Annotated in this window: 18 protein-coding genes (1 of these 18 cut by a window edge); 10 read left to right on the top strand and 8 right to left on the bottom strand. The window is 63.2% G+C overall.

The features are described from left to right. Positions 1–242 precede the first annotated feature (242 nt). Together speA and PY254_RS01775 are read left to right on the top strand one after the other, a co-directional pair. Entirely contained in the window at positions 243–2,132 is a 1,890-nt protein-coding gene (speA, locus tag PY254_RS01780; RefSeq protein WP_281013772.1) for an arginine decarboxylase, read from the top strand. 106 nt (positions 2,133–2,238) lie between these two features. Further along, positions 2,239–3,024, top strand: a complete 786-nt coding sequence (locus PY254_RS01775; RefSeq protein ID WP_281013771.1) for a 3-hydroxybutyrate dehydrogenase — start codon at positions 2,239–2,241, stop codon at positions 3,022–3,024. Positions 3,025–3,073: 49 nt separating this feature from the next. Here the strand turns inward: PY254_RS01775 and PY254_RS01770 are convergent, their stop codons facing one another. The 4 genes from PY254_RS01770 to radC all read right to left on the bottom strand — a co-directional run bounded on the left by PY254_RS01770 (position 3,074) and on the right by radC (position 7,396). Next, on the bottom strand, positions 3,074–3,826 hold the full coding sequence (locus tag PY254_RS01770; RefSeq protein ID WP_281013770.1) for an SDR family NAD(P)-dependent oxidoreductase: 753 nt from the start codon (positions 3,824–3,826) through the stop codon (positions 3,074–3,076). A gap of 31 nt (positions 3,827–3,857) precedes the next feature. Beyond that, positions 3,858–4,565: an SPOR domain-containing protein gene (locus tag PY254_RS01765; protein ID WP_281013769.1), complete on the bottom strand. Its 708-nt coding sequence runs from the start codon at positions 4,563–4,565 to the stop codon at positions 3,858–3,860. Beyond that, positions 4,565–6,253 (bottom strand): arginine--tRNA ligase, encoded by a 1,689-nt coding sequence (argS, locus tag PY254_RS01760; protein WP_281013768.1) that lies wholly within the window; start codon positions 6,251–6,253, stop codon positions 4,565–4,567. Before argS ends, PY254_RS01765 begins: the two co-directional genes overlap by 1 nt. A 471-nt stretch (positions 6,254–6,724) precedes the next feature. After that, on the bottom strand, positions 6,725–7,396 hold the full coding sequence (radC, locus tag PY254_RS01755) for a RadC family protein (RefSeq protein WP_281013767.1): 672 nt from the start codon (positions 7,394–7,396) through the stop codon (positions 6,725–6,727). Between the two features lie 98 nt (positions 7,397–7,494). Between radC and coaBC the strand changes: the two genes are divergently transcribed. From coaBC to PY254_RS01740, 3 genes are all read left to right on the top strand, one after another. Continuing rightward, on the top strand, positions 7,495–8,700 hold the full coding sequence (gene coaBC, locus PY254_RS01750) for a bifunctional phosphopantothenoylcysteine decarboxylase/phosphopantothenate--cysteine ligase CoaBC (RefSeq protein WP_281013766.1): 1,206 nt from the start codon (positions 7,495–7,497) through the stop codon (positions 8,698–8,700). Continuing rightward, positions 8,697–9,155, top strand: a complete 459-nt coding sequence (dut, locus tag PY254_RS01745) for a dUTP diphosphatase (protein ID WP_281013765.1) — start codon at positions 8,697–8,699, stop codon at positions 9,153–9,155. The genes coaBC and dut overlap by 4 nt, the downstream gene beginning before the upstream one ends. A gap of 61 nt (positions 9,156–9,216) precedes the next feature. Next, positions 9,217–11,541, top strand: a complete 2,325-nt coding sequence (locus PY254_RS01740; protein ID WP_281013764.1) for a phosphomannomutase/phosphoglucomutase — start codon at positions 9,217–9,219, stop codon at positions 11,539–11,541. 85 nt (positions 11,542–11,626) lie between these two features. On the opposite strand, the gene PY254_RS01735 is transcribed toward PY254_RS01740, so the two are convergent. Both PY254_RS01735 and pyrE read right to left on the bottom strand, forming a co-directional pair. Continuing rightward, entirely contained in the window at positions 11,627–12,277 is a 651-nt protein-coding gene (locus PY254_RS01735) for a DUF4124 domain-containing protein (RefSeq protein WP_281013763.1), read from the bottom strand. Positions 12,278–12,396: 119 nt separating this feature from the next. Then, entirely contained in the window at positions 12,397–13,044 is a 648-nt protein-coding gene (gene pyrE / locus PY254_RS01730; RefSeq protein ID WP_281013762.1) for an orotate phosphoribosyltransferase, read from the bottom strand. A 157-nt stretch (positions 13,045–13,201) separates the two neighbouring features. On the opposite strand from pyrE, the gene PY254_RS01725 reads away from it, so the two are divergent. The 3 genes from PY254_RS01725 to PY254_RS01715 all read left to right on the top strand — a co-directional run bounded on the left by PY254_RS01725 (position 13,202) and on the right by PY254_RS01715 (position 15,722). Beyond that, positions 13,202–13,972 (top strand): exodeoxyribonuclease III, encoded by a 771-nt coding sequence (locus tag PY254_RS01725; protein ID WP_281013761.1) that lies wholly within the window; start codon positions 13,202–13,204, stop codon positions 13,970–13,972. A gap of 67 nt (positions 13,973–14,039) precedes the next feature. Beyond that, positions 14,040–15,278: an AmpG family muropeptide MFS transporter gene (locus PY254_RS01720; RefSeq protein WP_281015130.1), complete on the top strand. Its 1,239-nt coding sequence runs from the start codon at positions 14,040–14,042 to the stop codon at positions 15,276–15,278. Between the two features lie 141 nt (positions 15,279–15,419). Continuing rightward, positions 15,420–15,722 carry a hypothetical protein gene (locus PY254_RS01715; protein ID WP_281015129.1) on the top strand — a complete coding sequence of 101 codons (303 nt, stop codon included), beginning with the start codon at positions 15,420–15,422 and terminating at the stop codon, positions 15,720–15,722. Here PY254_RS01715 and PY254_RS01710 read toward each other — a convergent pair. Together PY254_RS01710 and PY254_RS01705 are read right to left on the bottom strand one after the other, a co-directional pair. Beyond that, on the bottom strand, positions 15,692–16,825 hold the full coding sequence (locus PY254_RS01710) for an anhydro-N-acetylmuramic acid kinase (protein WP_281013760.1): 1,134 nt from the start codon (positions 16,823–16,825) through the stop codon (positions 15,692–15,694). The two genes, PY254_RS01715 and PY254_RS01710, sit on opposite strands and share 31 nt — an antisense overlap. Positions 16,826–16,838: 13 nt before the next feature. Beyond that, the gene (locus PY254_RS01705) at positions 16,839–18,284 is read right to left on the bottom strand and encodes an OapA family protein (RefSeq protein WP_281013759.1); all 1,446 of its coding nucleotides are present in this window, start codon (positions 18,282–18,284) and stop codon (positions 16,839–16,841) included. A 178-nt stretch (positions 18,285–18,462) separates the two neighbouring features. Here PY254_RS01705 and tyrS point away from each other — a divergent pair, with 178 nt between their 5' ends. Both tyrS and PY254_RS01695 read left to right on the top strand, forming a co-directional pair. Next, the gene (gene tyrS / locus PY254_RS01700) at positions 18,463–19,674 is read left to right on the top strand and encodes a tyrosine--tRNA ligase (protein ID WP_281013758.1); all 1,212 of its coding nucleotides are present in this window, start codon (positions 18,463–18,465) and stop codon (positions 19,672–19,674) included. 61 nt (positions 19,675–19,735) lie between these two features. Next, positions 19,736–19,845, top strand: the start of a protein-coding gene (locus PY254_RS01695) for a hypothetical protein (RefSeq protein WP_281013757.1). Its footprint extends 154 nt past the window's final position; 110 of the gene's 264 nt are visible here — the first part of the coding sequence; it begins with the start codon at positions 19,736–19,738; the stop codon falls past the right edge of the window.

The raw sequence follows: 19,845 nt of genomic DNA, 5'->3' as shown, positions 1-19,845 counted from the left end.
GCGTATTGTAGCGACAACCGCCGTGAACGTGCCGACAGGACCGTCGGCCACCCCTTCCTCACATCGGCCTATTACAATGACCGCTGGTTACGCGGGCGCCTGGCGTCGGTGACCGACCAGCCTGATCGGCCCCGCGGCGTGCGAGGCTTCCGGTCGCTCGGGCTTGTGCTCCACAGTTGAGCAAGACGTCAAGGCTCGCCGCTGCGACGACATCATCCTTACTCATCGAGGAGATTTCTCGCATGGCGACCCCCTGGACTACCGACACTGCCCGCCACACCTACGCCGTACCCCACTGGGGTGACGGCTATGTGGACGTCGATGCTGCCGGCGATATCGTAATGCGCCCGCGCGGCGCGCATGGCCCGGCGTTGTCACTGCCGAAAATTGTCAATCGCGCGCGCGCCGAAGGCTTGCGGCTGCCGCTGCTGGTGCGTTTTCCCGACATCCTCGCCGACCGTCTGGCGCGCCTGCAGGGCGCGTTCGCGCAAGCGATGGACGAGCATGGCTACGCTGGCGGCTATACCTCGATCTATCCGATCAAGGTCAACCAACAGCGCGGCGTGGCCGGTGAACTGGTCGCTGCCGGCACCCATGGTTTCGGCCTGGAAGCGGGCTCCAAGCCCGAGCTGATGGCGGTGCTGGCGATGGCGCGGCCCGGTTCCATCGTGATCTGCAATGGCTACAAGGACCGCGAATATATCCGTCTGGCGCTGATCGGCAAGAAGCTCGGCTTGCGCGTGCACATCGTGATCGAGAAGTTGTCCGAGCTGGACCATGTTTTCACTGAGGCCAAGGCGCTGGGCGTGGAGCCGTTGCTCGGCGTGCGCGTGCGGCTGGCCTCGATCGGCGCCGGCAAATGGCAGAACACTGGTGGCGACAAGGGCAAGTTCGGGCTGTCGCCGAATCAGGTACTGACGTTGATCGAGCGGCTCGATGCGGCTGGCCTCAAGCACACGCTGAAGTTGCAGCATTTCCACATGGGTTCGCAGATTTCCAACGTGCGCGACATCGCCAACGGCATGCGCGAGGCGACGCGCTATTTCGTCGAGCTGCGTCGGATGGGTGTGCCGCTGGAAATCGTCGACGTCGGCGGTGGCCTGGGCGTGGACTACGAAGGTTCGCGCTCGCGCAGCCACAACTCGATCAACTACTCGATCGAGCAGTACGCCTCGACCATCGTGCAGTCGCTGGCCGAGGCAGTCGTCGCCGAAGGGCTGGACGCGCCGCACATCCTCACCGAAGCCGGCCGCGCGATGACCGCGCACCACGCGGTGATGGTGGTCAACGTGACCGAGGTGGAAGAAGTGCCCGATGGCGCGATCCCACCGCCATGTGCCGACGAACCGGCCGTGCTGCGCCGGCTGCGTGAAACGTATGAGGAACTGGATCGTCGTCCCGCGCTGGAACTGTTCCACGAAGCGCAGCATCACCTGAGCGAAGGCCAGACGCTGTACGCGCTGGGCCAGCTGGCGCTAGCCGACCGCGCGCGGCTGGACGAGATGTATTACGCGATCACTCGTGCCGTGCGCACCCGCTTGCTGCCGGCCGAGCGCTCGCACCGGCAGGCGCTGGACGAACTGGACGAGAAGCTGGTCGACAAATACTTCGTCAACTTCTCGGTGTTCGAGTCGATTCCGGACGTGTGGGCGATTGGCCAGATTTTCCCGATCGCGCCGATCGCGCGGCTGGACGAAGAGCCGACGCGGCGCGGCGTGATCGTCGACCTCACCTGCGATTCGGATGGCCGTATCGACCATTACGTGGACGCCGATGGCGTCGACGTCAGCCTGCCCCTGCATTCGCTCAAAGACGGCGAGAGCTATCGGCTGGGCATCTTCATGGTCGGCGCCTACCAGGAGACGCTGGGCGACATCCATAACCTGTTCGGCGACACCGATGCGGTGAACGTGCGCGTCGACGGTGATGGCTATACGTTTGCCCATGTGCGCCGCGGCGACACCACCGACCTGATGCTCGACTACGTCGGCTATGACCTGGAAGTATTGCGGCAGAGCTACCGGGAACGTATTGCCAGCGCCGGAGTGAGTGGCGCCGAGGCCAGCCAGTTGTACGACGCGCTGAATGGTGGGCTCACCGCATATACCTATCTGGCCGAAGACGCGGGCTGACCCCTGCCCCAAGGTCTGATGGTGCGTCGCACGGCGGCGCCTACAATGAGCGGAACCGGCGCGGCCACAAGGCCGCGCCTTGCCCATTTCCGAGAAGGAGCAACGCATGACGAGTCTCAATGGCAAGGTCGCCCTGATTACCGGCGCGGCCAGCGGCCTCGGCAAGGCGATTGCCGAGCTGTACGCGAAACAGGGCGCCAGCGTGGCGATTGCCGATATCAATCAGCAGGCGGCTGACCAGGTCGCTGCGGAAATCAATGCCGCCGGTGGCAAGGCGATCGGCATTGCGATGGATGTCAGCAACGAGGATGCGGTCAATGCCGGCACCGACCAGGTAGTCGCCACGTTTGGCCATCTGGACATCCTCATTTCCAACGCCGGGGTGCAAATCATCAATCCGATCGACCAGCTCGCCTTCGCCGACTGGAAGAAGATGCTGGCGATCCATCTGGATGGTGGTTTCCTCACCACCAAGGCGGCGTTGCAGCACATGTACAAGGATGATCGCGGCGGCATCGTGATCTACATGGGTTCGGTGCATTCGCATGAAGCGTCGATGCTGAAGGCACCCTACGTCACCGCCAAACACGGCTTGCTGGGACTGGCGCGGACACTGGCGAAAGAGGGCGCGCCGCACAACGTGCGCTCGCATGTGATCTGCCCGGGTTTTGTGCGCACGCCGCTGGTCGAGCGGCAGATTCCCGAGCAGGCGAAGGAGTTGGGCATCAGCGAAGACGAGGTGATCAAGAACGTGATGTTGAAGAACACCGTCGATGCCACCTTCACCACGCTCGAAGACATCGCGCAGACCGCGCTGTATCTGGCGACCTTTCCGTCAGCCGCGCTGACCGGTCAGTCGATCGTGGTCAGCCACGGCTGGTTCATGCAGTAGCGGGCAATCCGGGTGGTGCCTGCTCGGCGGGCACTGCCCGCCGGTTCGTCTAATCGCGGTGCACTTGCAGACCGGCAGCCGACTGGCTGACCGGCATCACTTCCAGCCGACAAATATCGAGGTGGGCCGGCAGGTTGGCGACCCACCAGATCGTCTCGGCGATGTCGTTGCCGGTGATCGGCTGTGCGCCGGCGTAAAGCTTGTCCGAGGCGGCCTGATCGCCGCCGGTGCGCACCACGGTGAACTCGGTCTGCGCCATGCCCGGTTCGATCGAAGTGACCCGCACGCCGGTACCATGCAAATCGGTGCGCAGGTTCTGCGAGAACTGGGTGACGAACGCCTTGGTGCCGCCGTAGACGTTGCCGCCGCGATAGGCGTAACTGCCGGAGATCGAACTGATATTGACGATCGCACCGCGACGTTCGACCAGTTGCGGCAACAGCAGGTGAGTCAGCGTCACCAGCGCAGTGACATTGACGTCGATCATCTGTTTCCACTGCGCCAGATCCGCCTGCTGCGCCGGCGCGGTGCCCAGTGCCAGGCCGGCGTTGTTGACCAGCAGGTCGATGTTGGCAAAGGCGGCCGGCAGTGCGGCGTGCGCGGCACGCATGGCTGCCTCATCACGCATATCGAAGGCGACGGCATGCACGCGTTCGGCACCGTGCCGATCCACCAGCGCCTGCAGCCGCTCGGCGCGCCGACCACTGGCAATCACCTGCCAGCCGCCCGCCACGAAGCGTTCCACCGCAGCGGCGCCAAAGCCCGAGGTGGCGCCGGTGATCCATGCTGTCTTGATTGTCATGTGCAGAACTTCGTTGAGGGGTGGAGAGAGCTCAGTGGCCTTCTTTCAGCGCGATGGCGTTGATGCCGGCGCCGGCCAGTCGTTGCTTGGTGGATTCCAGGTCGGTGGCTGAGCGGAACGGGCCAAGGCGGACGCGATGGTAGGTTTGTCCACCGATATTCACCGACTGCACATTGGCCACAAATCCCTGTAGCGCCAGCTTCGCCTTCAATGTTTCTGCGTCCGACGCATTCGGGAACGCGCCCACCTGCAACAAGTAGCCGCTGCCGCCGCCGGACGGGGTGACGGCGCTGGCGGGCGCGGCAGTGATGTTCTGGGTGACGACCTGTGGCGCATTCGCCTGCGCGGCAGCCTGTGCTGTCTGTTGCGCCTGCTGTGCCTGCAACTGCGCCGTCTGTTTCTGCTGCTGCTCGACGCGCGCCTGGGCGCTGATTTCGGCGTCGGGAATGCGTACTTCCTTCTCTGACAGGACCGAGTAGAAGTCGAACTGCGGTTTCTTCGGTGCAGCATCGGCGGCGCCCGATTCAAGCACGCCCGGGGCACTGCCGTGCTCGGCGGTGGCCTGTGGATTGGCTTGCGGACCGTCGGCCTTGCGCAGGCTGGTAAGCAGGCTGCCGCGCATCATCACGGCCATCAGAATCACGCCGACCAGCAGGCCGATGATGGCGTAGCCCCAGCCGGGAAACCCTTTGCTGCCGTTGCGTACCGCCTGCCGACTCTTGCCCTTGCGTGCTGCCATTACATCTTCTCCGGGGCGTTCAGGCCCAACAAATCCAGGCCATTCTTCAACACCTGTCGGGTCGCCACCACCAGCGCCAGACGCGCGTTGCGCAGCGCGGCATCGTCGACCAGGAATTGGTAGGAGTTGTAGTAGGTGTGAAACGCATTGGCCAGCTCGCGCAACCACGCGGCGACCAGATGCGGCTCCAGGTTGGCTGCGGCGGCTTCCACCAGCTCGGGATACTTCGACAACTCGGTCAGCAGGATCTGCTCGTGCTCGGTATCCAGCCGGTCCAGCTGAGCCAGGCCATCGGCAAGGTCAACGGTGAAGCCCTTCTCCGGTGCCTGGCGCAGCACGCTGCAGACGCGGGCGTGCGCGTATTGAATGTAATAAACCGGGTTGTCGTTCGACTGCGAGCGGGCCAGGTCGATGTCGAATACCAGCTGCGAGTCGCTCTTGCGCGAGATCAGGAAGTAACGCGTGGCGTCGCGTCCGACCTCGTCGATCAGGTCCCGCAAGGTGACATAGCTGCCGGCGCGCTTGGAGATTTTCACCTCTTCGCCGCCGCGCATCACCGTCACCATCTGGTGCAGTACGTATTCCGGCCAGCCCTTGGGAATACCCACGTCCAGCGCCTGCAGGCCGGCCTTCACCCGGGCCAGCGAGCCGTGATGGTCCGAGCCCAGTTCAGTAATCGCGCGCTGATAGCCGCGCTGCCACTTGCTCAGGTGGTAGGCCACGTCGGGCAGGAAGTAGGTGTAGCTGCCGTCGGACTTGCGCATCACACGGTCTTTGTCATCCCCGAAGTCCGTGCTGCGCAACCACAGCGCGCCGCCTTCCTCGTAGGTATGGCCGTGGGCAATCAGTTCGCGCACCGTCTCCTCGACCTTGCCGTCGCTGTACAGCGACGATTCCAGGAAGTAGGTGTCGAAGCCGACGCCAAACGCCTGCAGGTCGAGGTCCTGTTCGCGGCGCAGGCTGGCCACGGCGAAGCGGCGGATCGCGTCCAGATCGTCCACGTCACCGGCACCGACCACGGTTTCGCCGTCGGCGACTACCGATTCCCGGTCGAGATAGGCGCGTGCCACGTCGGCGATATAGTCGCCACGGTAGCCGTTCTCTGGCCAGCCGCTGTCATCGGGGGTGATCCCGCGCGCCCGCGCCTGTACCGAGATCGCCAGGTTCGCGATCTGCACGCCGGCGTCGTTGTAATAGAACTCGCGCTTGACGTTCCAGCCGCTGGCATCGAGCAGCCGGCTGAGACAGTCACCGATCGCCGCGGCGCGGCCATGGCCGACATGCAGCGGACCGGTCGGGTTGGCCGAGACGAACTCAACGCCTACGGTCTTGCCAGCGCCACTGCTGTTGCGACCGTAAGCCTCGCCTTCGCTCATGATCCGGCGCACTTCGGCGTGATACGCACCAGCGGCGAGGAAAAAGTTGATGAAACCGGGGCCGGCGATCTCGACCTTCGCCACCAGTTCATTGACCGGCAACGCAGCCACCAGCTTCTCGGCCAGTTCGCGCGGTTTGGCGCGCGCGGGTTTGGCCAACAGCATCGCCACGTTGCAGGCGAAATCGCCATGTTCGCGACTGCGCGCACGCTCGATCACGAAGCCGGGCAGCTCCAGGTCGGTGGGCAGGGTGGCATCAGCTTGCAGGGACTTGATCGCCTGCAGCACCAGTTCGCGCAGCTGTTCTTTCACGGGTGGGGTCGGTTTCGTGATGGAACCGCCAATCCTAACAGACCACCCTGCCGGCGAAACGCGTCCGTATGGGGTGAAGCTTGCCACCGGGCGATAGCGGTCGTGCTTTTGCCGCGACGCAGCGAACAAGTCTGTGGATAACTCTGTGGGGAAACTGATCCGGCGCGCTCTGATATCGCCGGCCGCCCACGCTTGATGCAATGGCAGCTTTAGTATTTCGTTGAATATCAACGCGTTGTAGGCACTACTTCACCTGTCCTGCTGAAAGTGTCCGGCAAGTGCCGCTTTCATCACTTTGTGCATAAGTTTCGGTGACTTGGCGGCAGCTGTGAAACGCCGGGGCCGTAGTAGGCCGGCGCGCCGCGCTGCGACAGGGACGAAGTCACCATCGTCGGCAGGGCCGAACTGTCCGCCAGCGCGATGCGGGCGACCGTGATGTTTCGTTGTGGCGTGGCTGGGCCGGCGCCGGTTTCAGATCAGCCCTCGAGCTGCCATCGACACGGGCTCACCACTGCCGATCACCAGATGATCCAGCACGCGGACCCCGACCAGTCGCAGCGCGTCGCGCAGTTCATGGGTGATCGCACGATCGGCCGCGCTGGGTTCGGCCACCCCGGATGGATGGTTGTGGGCGAAGATCACCGCGCAGGCGTTGTGTTGCAGGCAGGCGCGCACCACCTCGCGCGGGTGCACGCTGGCGCCGTCGACGGTGCCACGGAACAGTTCCTCGAAAGCCAGCACACGGTGGCGATTGTCCAGATAGAGGCAGCCGAACACCTCGTAAGGCAGGTGGCGCAGCCGTGCGCGCAGGTAGTCGCCGCTGTCGCGCGGATTTCCCAGACTGGGCTTGTCGAGCAGTTGCTCGGCCAGACTGCGCCGGGCCAGTTCCAGTGCCGCGGCAATGCGTGAACGCTTGGCCGGGCCGAGGCCACCCGCGCGGATCTGCTGCTCCGGGCGGCTCAGCAAGGCGCCAAGGCTACCCGCGTTGGCCAGCAGTTCGCGGCCCAATGCGAGTGCATCCTTGCCACGGCTGCCGCTGCCCAGCAAGACCGCCAGCAGTTCCGCATCGGACAGCGCCGCGCTGCCGCGCGCCAGCAGTTTTTCGCGGGGACGTTCGCCTTCGGGCCAGTCGCGGATGCTCATGCCATGACGTTGCCGGAGCCGGCCTGGCCCAGGCAGCGGTGGACCGGGATGAATCCGGTAAGCTAGGCCACTGCCCGACTGTCAGGCCCGCCCTACATATGAGTCTTGCCCAACGCCGCATACTGCTGGGAGTGTCCGGCGGCATCGCTGCCTACAAATCCTGCGAGCTGGTTCGCCGCCTGCGTGACCTTGGCGCCGAGGTGCGCGTGGTGATGACCGAGGGAGCCACCCACTTCGTCAGCCCCACCACCTTCCAGGCCTTGTCTGGCCAGCCGGTGCGGGTGAGTTTGTGGGATGCCCAGGCCGAGGCGGCGATGGGTCATATCGAGCTGGCCCGCTGGGCCGAGCGGATCGTGGTGGCACCGGCCAGTGCCGACCTGCTGGCACGGTTGGCGCAAGGCATGGCCGATGACTTGTTGACTACCTTGTGCCTGGCCAGCGCGGCACCGTTGTACCTGGCCCCGGCGATGAATCAGCAGATGTGGGCGCATCCTGCGGTGCAGGCAAATATGGCCACCCTTCGCCAGCGCGGTGCCCAGCTACTGGGGCCGGCGGTGGGCGATCAGGCCTGCGGTGATGTGGGTAGTGGTCGCATGCTGGAGCCTTACGAGCTGCGCGATGCGCTGGTGGCATCTTTCGGGACGCGGTCGATGGCCGGCTTGAAGTTGGTGGTCAGTGCCGGACCGACCTATGAGGATATCGATCCGGTACGTTTCATTGGCAATCGCAGTTCCGGAAAAATGGGCTTCGCCGTGGCGGCTGCAGCCGTTGAGGCGGGCGCCGAGGTGAGCTTGATCGCAGGTCCGGTCAGCCTTGCCACGCCAGCCGGCGTGAATGCCCGGGTAGACGTGCGCAGTGCCACGCAGATGCACGCAGCCGTCATCGAGGCGGCGGCGCAAGCGGACATCTATATCGGTGCGGCGGCAGTCGGTGATTATCGTCCGCAGGAAGTGTCCGCGTTGAAGCTGAAGAAGCGCGAGGGTGGCGACCTGGTGCTGCATCTGGGCGAAAATCCCGACATTCTGGCCAGCCTTTCGGCGCAAGCCAGGCATCCGTTCCTGGTCGGATTTGCGGCGGAAACGCATGATGTGGCGACATATGCGCAAGGCAAATTGCAGCGCAAGGGGTTGGACATGATTGCTGCGAATCAGGTGGGCGACGGTCTGGGTTTCGAAGCGGCCGACAACGCATTGACGCTGTATTGGGCCGACGGCTCGGTTGAACTGCCGCGTGCATCCAAGATCGAGCTGGCACGTGCGCTGATCGCGTGCGTGGCCGAACGTTACCGGGCCGCTCGCGCATGAAAATCAACGTGGCCATGAAGATCCTCGACCCCCGCATGGGCGACAGCATTCCGTTGCCCGAGCCGGCAACCGAAGGCAGCGCTGGCATGGATTTGCGTGCTGCACTGGAACAACCGCTGACCTTGGCGCCCGGTGAAACGGCGCTGGTACCCAGCGGTATCGCCATTCATATCAGCGATCCGCATTGGTGCGCGTTGATCGTGCCGCGCTCGGGCCTTGGCCACAAACACGGATTGGTCATGGGCAACCTGGTAGGGGTGATCGATGCCGACTATCAGGGACCTTTGATGATTTCGTGCTGGAATCGCGGGCGCGAGTCGTACACCATCGGGGTGGGAGACCGGATCGCCCAGTTGTTGCTGGTACCGGTGGTGCAGGCGCAACTGAATATCGTCGCGGACTTTGCGCCTAGCCAGCGGGGTGAAGGCGGGTTCGGCTCCACGGGCATCCAATAAGACAAAAAGCCGGCTCGAACGGATCGAGCCGACCTGAAAGTTTCAGCCGCGGGAGCGGGATATGGCGTTGAATACTTCAAAAGAGCGGCTGAAAAACCTGACGGTCGACTGGTCGACCTTGCTGCCACTGGCTGGCGCCACCGTGCTGCTTCTGCTGGGCGTGTTCTGCGTGTGGCAGACCTGGCTGATTGCCGACGAAGGTAATTCCATCGATCGCGTCCACCAGGCGCAGGACCAGGCGGTTCGTGCCATGTCCGAGGAAATCGCCAGGCAGCGCCACTCGGTCGAAGAGGTGCTGGCCAAGGTGGACCCGGCCACGGTCATGAGCGACCCGGCGCAATCGGCCACCGCGTTGCGTCAGCAGTTGCCGCAAGCGAAGAAACTGGAGTTGTACAGCGGCGATCTGGCTGAGGTCTTGCGCGCGAACTACCGCGAATTCGGTTACGCCAAGGCCGCGCAACTGATGGCGGCACAAAGTGCCGATGGCCTTCCGCCGGCGCAAAGCGTTTCCTATGGCAGCGGTGACCGACGCCTGAGCATGGTGATCCCGCTGGGTCTGCCCCAGCAGACGCAGGCGTGGGCTTGGGTCGAGTTGCCGTTTGCGCCCATGAAGCAGCGTTTTGATGCCATTTCACCGGCCGGTGGACGCCTGGAACTTCGTCAAGGTGATGACAGCGGCTATATCCAGCTGTTTTCCAACGGCTCCAATTCCGCTGAGACCGAGCTTTCCGGCAAACCCGTTGCCGGTAGCGCGTTCAGTGTGGGTGTTGGCCTTCCGCGCGCTTTCATCGTGTTGCCCCGCTCGCCGGTGCTGAGTGCGCTGCTGGCGCTGTTGGGTCTGGGGGGCGGCGGCTTCCTGTACTGGATCCGCTTGCAACGTCAGCGCTCCCCGGTGATTGCTGATGACGAGCAGCCGGTGGAAGAGATGGTCGTCGCCGATGTGGTGGCGCCGGTTCGTGCACCGCCTGCCCCGGCACCGGTGGCACCGCCGGCGGCTGCCTCGATAGGTGTGGACCCTGCCATTTTCCGTGCGTATGACATCCGTGGTGTGGTTGGCAAGACCTTGAGCCGGGAGGTGGCGCGCCTGCTCGGTCAATCCATCGGTTCGTTGATGAGCGAAAAAGGCCTGCGTGAAATCGTGGTCGGTCGTGATGGCCGACTATCCGGACCGGAGCTGTCCGGTGCACTGGCGGAAGGTCTGCGCGCCGCGGGCATCGACGTGATTGATATTGGCGCGGTGCCGACGCCGGTGGTGTATTACGCCGCCTACCGTTTCAATACCGGTTGTGCGGTTGCCGTCACCGGCAGCCACAACCCGCCGGATTACAACGGTTTCAAGATCGTGGTGGGCGGCGAAACCTTGTCCGAGGGCGCGATCCAGGATCTCTACCAGCGCATTGCCAGCGGTGCGCTGCGTAGTGGCGGCACGGGTGGCCTGCGTCAGGTCGACGTGGCACCGGATTACATCGAGAAGATCGTTTCCGACGTACTGGCCGAGCGCCGCCTGAAGATCGTCGTCGATTGCGGCAACGGCATCCCTGGCGCGATTGCGCCGCAGGTGCTGGAAGGTGTCGGTTGCGACGTGATTCCGCTGTACTGCGAGGTGGATGGCACCTTTCCGAACCATCACCCGGATCCGTCGGACCCGGCCAATCTCGAAGACCTCATTCTTTCGGTGAGGCAGACCGGCGCAGACCTGGGCCTGGCGTTCGATGGCGATGGCGACCGTCTGGGCGTGGTGTCCAAATCAGGCGAGATCATTTATCCGGATCGCCTGCTGATGCTGTTCGCCCGCGACGTGCTGTCACGCCAGCCTGGCGCCACGGTGATCTACGATGTGAAGTGCACCAGCCACCTGAAGGGTCAGGTGCTGGATGCCGGCGGCAGTCCGTTGATGTGGCGCACCGGTCATTCGCTGATCAAGGCAAAAATGCGTGAGACCAATGCCGAGCTGGCCGGTGAAATGAGCGGTCACTTCTTCTTCAAGGAGCGTTGGTACGGTTTCGACGACGGTATCTACGCGGCCGCACGGCTGCTGGAAATTCTCGCGGGCGACCAGCATGGGCGGGAGCCGGAAGAAATTTTCGCGACCTTGCCCAAGAGCGTGTCGACACCCGAACTGAAGATCGAGCTGGCCGAGGGTGAGCACTATCAGTTCATGGACAAGTTGCGCCAACGGGCGGTCTTTGAAGACGCCTCGCTGATCACCATCGATGGTCTGCGGGCAGACTGGCCTGACGGTTGGGGCCTGGTCCGCGCGTCCAATACCACGCCGGTGCTGGTGCTGCGCTTCGAGGCGGACAACGCCGAGGCGCTTGCTCGTATTCAGGGGGTATTTCGCAAACAACTGCTGGCGGTGGACGCCAGCATCAAGCTGCCGTTCTGATCGCGACGGCCTTTGCACCGGGGGCGCGGGATGCGCCCTCGAGGTTCATCTCGGGCCACGGACGCGCAGGCCGTGACGGTCAGCGTTACTGCTCGGCGGATTGCTGCTTTTCCCGGGCCGCCTTGACCTCGCGGTAGTGTGCCATCAGCTGAATCTGCTCCTGCACCGACTGCCCACGCGCGTCCTGCTGCCGGTGCAAGGTGTTGCGCAGTGCGGCGACCACATTGCGTTGGCTGGCGATGTTGTCGACCAGCAATTTCGGTACCGACTCTTTGTTGTTCTCGATATCAGCGGCGCGACCAAGCAAGTCGGTCAGCGCCTTTTCCTGGGTGCGTAAATTGATTTGCGTGGTGTGGATCTGCTGGTCGTAGCTGTCCAGTGCCTGCTGCAGCGAGATCTGGTATGACGCATCATCGGGATACGCTGCCAGCATCTGGGCATCGGCGTTGGCGCGTTCCTGCGCTGCTCGATCCTTCGCCTCCTGCGCGGCCGCAAGTTTGTTCGCGGCGACACGTTCCTCCGCGCTCAGTTGGCGCGAGACACGCTGCACCACCAGCCCGCGGTCGTTGACCAGTTCGTAGCCGTACTTCATCGCATCCGCGCTGAGGCTGTCGCTGAAATGAGCGAGCCCCTGACCGTCGTACCATTTGTAGCGGAAACTGCTGGTGTTCTGCGCGTATGCCGAAAGGCTCGCAGTCAGCGCGACGGCAGCAATGATGAGCAATGGTTTACGCATGAGTTTTCCTCGTTCCAGCCAGTATAGCGGTGCCGACGGCACTGGCTAGCCGATCGCCCCGGCGGGGTGCAGAGGCTGCAGTGGTTGATGCCAGCACAGTCTATCGAGGCCGGGCGAACTCATGGCTGAACCCCGTAGCGCTGCCGGTAGGCCAGCAGTCGTGCGTGTTCAGCTGCCAGTTGCGGTTGCTCACCGGCGTAGGCCAGCACGTCATCGAGGCCGGTGATCGCAATAACCGGGATGCCATGGTCGGCGGCCACTTCCTGGGCGGCCGAGCGTTCGCCCTGCCCGCGCTCCTGACGATCCAGTGCGATCAGCACGCCGGCAGGCGTGGCGCCGTGCGCGTGGATGAGGGCCAGTGATTCGCGTACCGCGGTGCCTGCGGTCATCACGTCGTCGACAATCAGCACGCGCCCCTTGAGCGGTGCACCGACCAGCACCCCGCCCTCGCCATGCTCCTTGGCCTCCTTGCGGTTATAAGCCCAGGGCAGGTCGCGCTGATGCTGCTCGGCCAGCGCGATCGCGGTGGCGGCGGCCAGTGCGATGCCCTTGTAGGCCGGGCCGAACAGCATGTCTATTTCAAGACCGGCGTTGACCAGGGCGGCCGCGTAGGCGCGGCCGAGCTGGGCCAGTGCGGCCCCCGAGTCGATGCGGCCCATGTTGAAGAAGTACGGGCTCAGTCGCCCCGACTTCAGGGTGAACTCGCCGAAGCGAAGCACTTCACGTTGCAAGGTGAGTTCGATGAAGTCGCGTTGGTAAGCGTGCATGGTCATCTCGTGCGGGGCAGGTTCAAGGCAACGTGCTGCACGCAGGTGCAGCGGGCGACATGGTACAACCCGGCGTCGACCGGGCAGCGCGCGCTGCCGCATTCGGGGCTGGCACGGTAGGGGTTGTTATGATGCGCCATTCGCTTCGGGAGCCAGCATGCGCATCATCAGCCTCAACGCCAACGGCATCCGCTCGGCCGCCACCAAGGGCGTGTTCGACTGGCTGCGGACACAGGATGCAGACGTGGTTTGCCTGCAGGAAACCAAGGCGCAGGAAACCCAGCTTGGGGACCCCATGTTTCGTCCCGACGGGCATCACTGCTTCTACCGCGACGCCACCAGCAAGAAGGGTTACAGCGGCGTGGCGATCTACGCCAAGCGTGAGCCGGATCAGGTGCTGACCGAGTTGGGTTGGGACGAATTCGACAATGAAGGTCGTTACATCGAGGCGCGCTTTGGCAACCTCAGCGTGGTGTCGCTGTACTTTCCGTCGGGTTCGTCCGGTGACGAGCGCCAGCAGTTCAAATTCAAGGCGATGGACTGGATCACGCCGATTTTCGAGAAGTGGCTGAACAGCGGCCGCGACTACGTGATCTGCGGTGACTGGAACATCGTGCACACGAAGAACGACATCAAGAACTGGTCGTCCAACCAGAAGAACTCCGGCTGCCTGCCGGAAGAGCGTGCGTGGCTGGATCTGCTGTTCCACCAGCACGGCTGGGTCGACAGCTTCCGCGCGATCAAGCCCGAAGCGGTGGAATACACCTGGTGGTCGAATCGTGGACAGGCACGCGCCAACAACGTCGGTTGGCGGATCGACTACCAGGTCGTGACGCCATCCTTGCGCGATCGCTTGCGCGCCTGTTCGGTTTATCGCGACCAGCGCTTCTCCGACCATGCCCCGTATATCGTCGATTATGCCGACTGATCGCGCATCGGCGCAGCCGGCCAAACCGTCGGTATGGCGTGCGTTCGCGCAGCCTGCCGCATGGACAATGTTCCTGCTTGGTTTTTCGTCCGGCCTGCCGTTTCTGCTTGTGGCCGGCACGCTGGCTTACTGGCTGAAGGAAAACGGCATCAAGCTGGCTGACATCACGATGATCGCCAGCGCCGGCATGACCTACGCGTTCAAGTTTGTCTGGGCGCCGCTGCTGGACCATGCGCGACTCCCCGGCTTTTCGCGGTTGGGTCAGCGGCGCAGCTGGTTGCTGATGGCGCAGTTGGGTGTGGTACTCGGATTGCTGGCGATGGCACTGCTGACGCCGGCGATGCTCGTCCCGTTCGTGGCGGCAACCCTGGTCGTGGCCTTTTTCGGTGCCACGCAGGATATCGCCGTGGACGCCTACCGAATCGAGATTGCGCCCATCGAGGCACAGGGTGCATTGGTGGCAACCTACTCGCTGGGCTATCGGATCGGCCTGTTGCTGGCCGGTGCGGTGGCGCTGATCCTGGCCGATCACTTGTCATGGTCAACGGTGTACGCGCTGATGGCAGCATCGATGGTGGTGCCGGTGGTGACAACACTGATGGCACGTGAGCCTGACGTGCTGAGAGTACGCGCCAACGGTTGGCGTGACGCCATGCGAGAAAGCGTGATCGATCCGTTTGCGGACTTCTTTCGCCGCTACGGCTGGGTGCTGGCTGGCGTGACCTTGTTGTTTCTGCTGCTGTTCAAGATGCCGGAGCAAGCGACCATCGGCGGCATCATGAGTCCGTTCTACCGCGACATGGGTTTCTCCAAGACCGAGATCGGCACGATCACCAAAATCTACGGTATCTGGATCGGTATCGTCGGCGTGTTCATCGGTGGTGCGGCGGTCGCCCGCTGGGGCGCGTGGCGACCGTTGGGAGTGACCATCGTTTTGTGTGGCTGCAGCAACCTTTTGTACCTGCTGCTGATCGCGCATCCGGGCAACCTGCTGATGCTGACCCTGGTGATTTCCGGGGAAAATCTGACCCTGGGCATGCTGGGGCCGCCGACCGTGGCGTTCCTGTCATCCTTGGTCAACCGGAAGCACACGGCAACCCAGTACGCCCTGCTCAGTTCGCTGGTCAATCTGCCCGGCAAGTTGCTTGGGTTCTTCGCCGGTGGCATCGCGACTGCTGCCGGTTACGGCGGCTACTTCGTGATTACCGTGCTGGCGGTGCTGCCGTCGATGATGTTGTTTGCCTGGCTATGGCGGCATTTTCGCGGCGAGGAGCGCGTCCGGCTTGCTACGGAACAAGGCGGCTGAGCCAGCAGGCGCTGACAGGCACGTACAGCCAAATTGCGAAGTAGCCCACGAATTCGCGCTTTCGTTGTGATCGTCCCACGCTGACCGTGCGAGTATCAGCGGTACAGGGCCTGTGCAAAGGGAGTGATGCTTGTGCCGGACATGATCGTGCAGCACATTGATGGACTGCTTGCCGAGCGTATTCATGCCTTGGCCAGGCATCGGCACTGTTCCACCAATGATGTGATGTTGCAGGCTTTGCGCCGTGGGCTGGGTCTCTCGGTCGCACACCAGTTCAGCGAAAGCCAGCGCGACCCCGAGACCGTGGCGATGCTCGAGGGACATTGGGAGGCGGCCGAGCAGGGCGTTTTCCAGGAGGCCCTGAATGCGTTGGTGCATACCCGCGCGACCCAGTTTGCTCCAGAGCGAATTCGTTACGACGAGCCTGCCGCTGGCGAGGAATAGATCGCACCCAGTACGCGGTAACCACGCGCGCCGGTCACTGATGGAAGGTTTCCCGGAAGTCCCAGCAGGCGCTGGCGCGCCAGCCATGCAAACGCCGTGGCTTCCAGAAAATCTGGATCGATGCCGTAACGCGAGGTGCTCATCACGACGCTTGGTGCCAGCAGCTCGGTGAGGCGCCGCATCAGTGCGCCATTGTGTACACCACCACCGCACGCCAGCACTTCGTCGACGTCCGTGGCATGTCGCGCGATGGCCCGCGCGATGCTGCGCGCGGTCAATTCAAGCAGGGTCGCCTGCACGTCGTTGGGGGCCAGCGTCGCCAATCGGGAATGGGTGGCCAGCCATTCCAGATGGAAGTACTCACGGCCGGTACTCTTCGGCGGCGCCAGCGCAAAGTAGTCGTCGTCGAGCAGCGCATTGAGCAGCTCGTCGTCGCAATATCCGCTGGTCGCGTAAGCACCATCGCGATCAAACGATTCACCACGCTGGCGCAGGCACCAGGCGTCGAGCAAGCCATTGGCCGGTCCGGTGTCGAAACCAAGGACGCTGCCATCGGCTCCGAGCACGGTGATGTTGGCGATGCCGCCAAGGTTCAACACCACGCGCGTATGGCCCGGCCTCGCCAGCAACATCGCGTGCAATGCCGGCAGCAGCGGTGCGCCCTGCCCGCCTGCGGCAATATCGGCACGGCGAAAGTCCGCAACCACGTCGATGCTGCAGCGCTCGGCGATGACGCTGGGGTCGCCCAGTTGCAGCGTGAACGGATAGTCGCCAGTCGGGCGATGCCGCAGCGTCTGGCCATGCGAGCCGATCGCGCGGACGGCTGCCGCTGGGGTGCCGCTGATTTCAAGCAGGGCGCATGCTGCGTCGGCGAAGCCGTGGCCGATTTCCACGTCCAGACGTCCAAACGTATCCAGCGTGATTGCCGTGTCACCCTGCGCCAAAGCCAGCAAGCGTTCGCGCAAGGCGCTGGGCCACGGGTGTGAATGGCTGGCCAGCAGCTGCGGCGTCCCGCGCGGGAAGCTCACCAGTACGCTATCGATGCTGTCTGCGCTGGTACCGGAAATCAACCCGATATAAACCGCAGAGGCGTCGTCATCCACGGTTCGTGATGGCTCAGTTGTCGTTGTTGGCGGGCGCGCTGGCACGAGCCAGCTTGATGCGTGTGTCCAGCGCAGTCAGTCTCGCCATTTGCGGTTTGACCACCTCGGCCTTGAACCGCGCCATTTGCACGGCAGGCAACGGCTCGGGCTTGGGCAGGGTCACCGTCTGCGGGTTGCGCTGTACCCCGTTGACGCGGAACTCGTAGTGCAGGTGTGGGCCGGTAGCCAGGCCAGTCATGCCGACGTAGCCGATTACTTCGCCCTGACGCACGTGTTCGCCGACATGCTGACCCTTCACGAAGCGCGACATGTGGCCGTAGGCAGTACTGATGGTGTTGTTGTGCTGGATCAGCACAAAATTGCCGTAGCCGCGCTCCCAGCCGTGATACTTGATCACGCCGTCGCCGGCTGCGTGAATCGGAGTGCCCGACGGTGCGGCATAGTCCACGCCCTTGTGCGCGCGCATGCGGCCAAGAACGGGATGCATGCGTGCGGTGCTGAATGTCGAGGATATTCGGGTGAAGTCGACCGGTATGCGCAGGAACGACTTCTGAATCGGACGGCCGTCCTCGCTGTACCAGCCGTAGCTGCCATCGGCCTTCTTGAAGCGATACGCGGTGTAGCGCGTGCCCTGGTTGATGAATTCGGCAGCGATGATGTTGCCTTGGCCGTAGCGCTGACCATCGCGGTAGATGTCATCGTAAATCATCGTGAAGCTGTCGCCTTCGCGCAGGTCCTGCACGAAATCGATGTCGTATTTGAACAGATCGGCGAGCTTGCCGATCATTGCCGCGTCCAGACCGGCCTGATCGCCAGCGGCATACAGGCTGCTGCGGATCACGCCGTGCGCCACCTGTTCGCGCAGGTCCATGTCGCGGTGTTGAATCGTCAGTGTCGGCTGATCGCCATCAAGGCGAACAATGGCGCGGCTGGCTTGATCCTGATCGAAGCGAAACCCTTTCAGGCTGCCGTCACTACCCAGCAGGAAGTCGAACTCCTGACCAGGTCGAATGCTGTGCAAGGCGGACTTCGCCGTGCCGGCGGTGTCCAGGATGCGCTGCAAATCAGTCATGCCCAAGCCTCGGGCATTGAAGATGTCGGACAGCGTCTGGCCCGGCTGCACGCGCACCACTTGCCAGTCATCCACCGTTGGGGTGGCGATGCTGGATGGCGCCACCTTCGGCAGTGCAAGGGGGAGCAGCGAGTGCATTTCCGGCGTGGGCGTGGGCCGCATCGCGCTGGCCCAAGCCGGCATGATGAAGCCGGACAATGCCGTGATCAGCAAGGCCGTGCCAGCAAGCACCAGACGCTCGCGATGCCAGCGGATCGGCTCGATCTCGCCCGAACGATTGAACGACCAATGGGCGCACCGTTCGTAGAAGTTGGAGTGCCGGCGCTGTGCCTTGCGGCAGATCGCCTGCTTGCGGTTTTGCCGCGCACCCTGCTTTTCTTCTGCCATGCTGTATCACCCACGTTACAAAGTACAAACTGCGCGTACCATAACGGCGATGTGTAAAGGGCGTCAACGCCTTTCCCATCAAGGGTTTGCAACACATTCCTTGTTAACACACAATTAACGTTGACGGCACCGTCACAATGTCGTGCGCGTCTCATCCACAAATGCAGAGAACAACTTCATGAGCGAGCTTGACCGGGCGCTGGCCACCATTTCGCGGGGTGCCGACGAAATCATCAAGCGGGAAGACTTGGTCGAGCGCCTGAAGCGCGGTCGCCCCCTGCGCATCAAGGCCGGCTTCGACCCGACCGCACCGGATCTGCATATCGGGCATACCGTGCTGTTGAACAAGATGCGTCAGTTTCAGGACCTTGGGCACCAGGTGATCTTCCTGATCGGTGACTTCACCGGAATGATTGGTGACCCTACCGGCAAGAACGTCACCCGCAAACCGCTTACCCGCGAAGATGTGCTGGCCAATGCCGAAACTTACGCGGAACAGGTTTACAAGGTGCTAGACCGCGAAAAGACCGAGTTGCGCTTCAATTCCGAGTGGTTCGGCAAGATGACGGCCGCCGACATGATCAGGCTGGCCGCCCAACACACGGTCGCCCGCATGCTGGAGCGCGATGACTTCACCAAGCGCTATGCCGCACAACAACCGATCGCGATCCACGAATTCCTCTACCCACTGGTTCAGGGCTATGACTCAGTGGCCTTGAAGGCGGACGTGGAGCTGGGTGGCACCGACCAGAAGTTCAACCTGCTGATGGGGCGTGCGCTGCAGGAGCACCATGGCCAGCCGCCGCAGATTGTATTGACCATGCCGCTGCTGGAAGGCCTGGATGGCGTCAACAAGATGTCCAAGTCGCTGGGCAACTACATCGGCATCAATGAGCCGGCCATCGACATCGTCACCAAGACCATGAAGATCGGCGATGACTTGATGTGGCGCTGGTTCGAGTTGCTCAGCTTCGAGGTGTCGCTGGATGAACTCAATACACTGAAGCAGGACGTGGCCAGTGGCGCGCTCAATCCCCGCGATGCCAAGCTTCGTCTTGCGCGCGAATTGGCCGGGCGCTTCCACGACGCTGCCGCCGCCGAACGGGCGATTGCCGGGTGGCATGCCGTGGTTCGCGGCGAGGGCGACACTTCGTTGTTGCCGCAGACCGAGCTGACCGTGCCGGTCGAAGGTCTTCGCCTGGCAGCGCTGCTTACCGCTGCAGGGCTGACGGCCAGCAACTCTGAAGCAAGCCGAAAGCTAAAAGAGCGAGCGGTGCGCATCGATGCCGACGTGGTCGAGGACGCGCAGCGCGTGTTTCATGCAGGATTCGAAGGCGTGTTGCAGGTAGGCAAGCGCAACTTTGCGCGAGTTCGACTGATCCAGGCCTGATCTCGCGCTGTATGTCCATCCGTCGTGGCTGACAGTGCCGGGCTGATGAAAGAAGAATTTCTTGCCCAATCATTGGCTTGCGCCATATCTGCAAAATTTTCTTGAAGAAGGGCTTGCCAAAAACGCCACAGCATCTATTATTCGCCTCCCCGCCGCCGCAGACATCGCCAA

This window comes from Rhodanobacter sp. AS-Z3 (assembly GCF_029224025.1).
Taxonomy (GTDB): Bacteria; Pseudomonadota; Gammaproteobacteria; order Xanthomonadales; family Rhodanobacteraceae; genus Rhodanobacter.
This window is presented reverse-complemented; position numbering and strand designations above follow the sequence as displayed.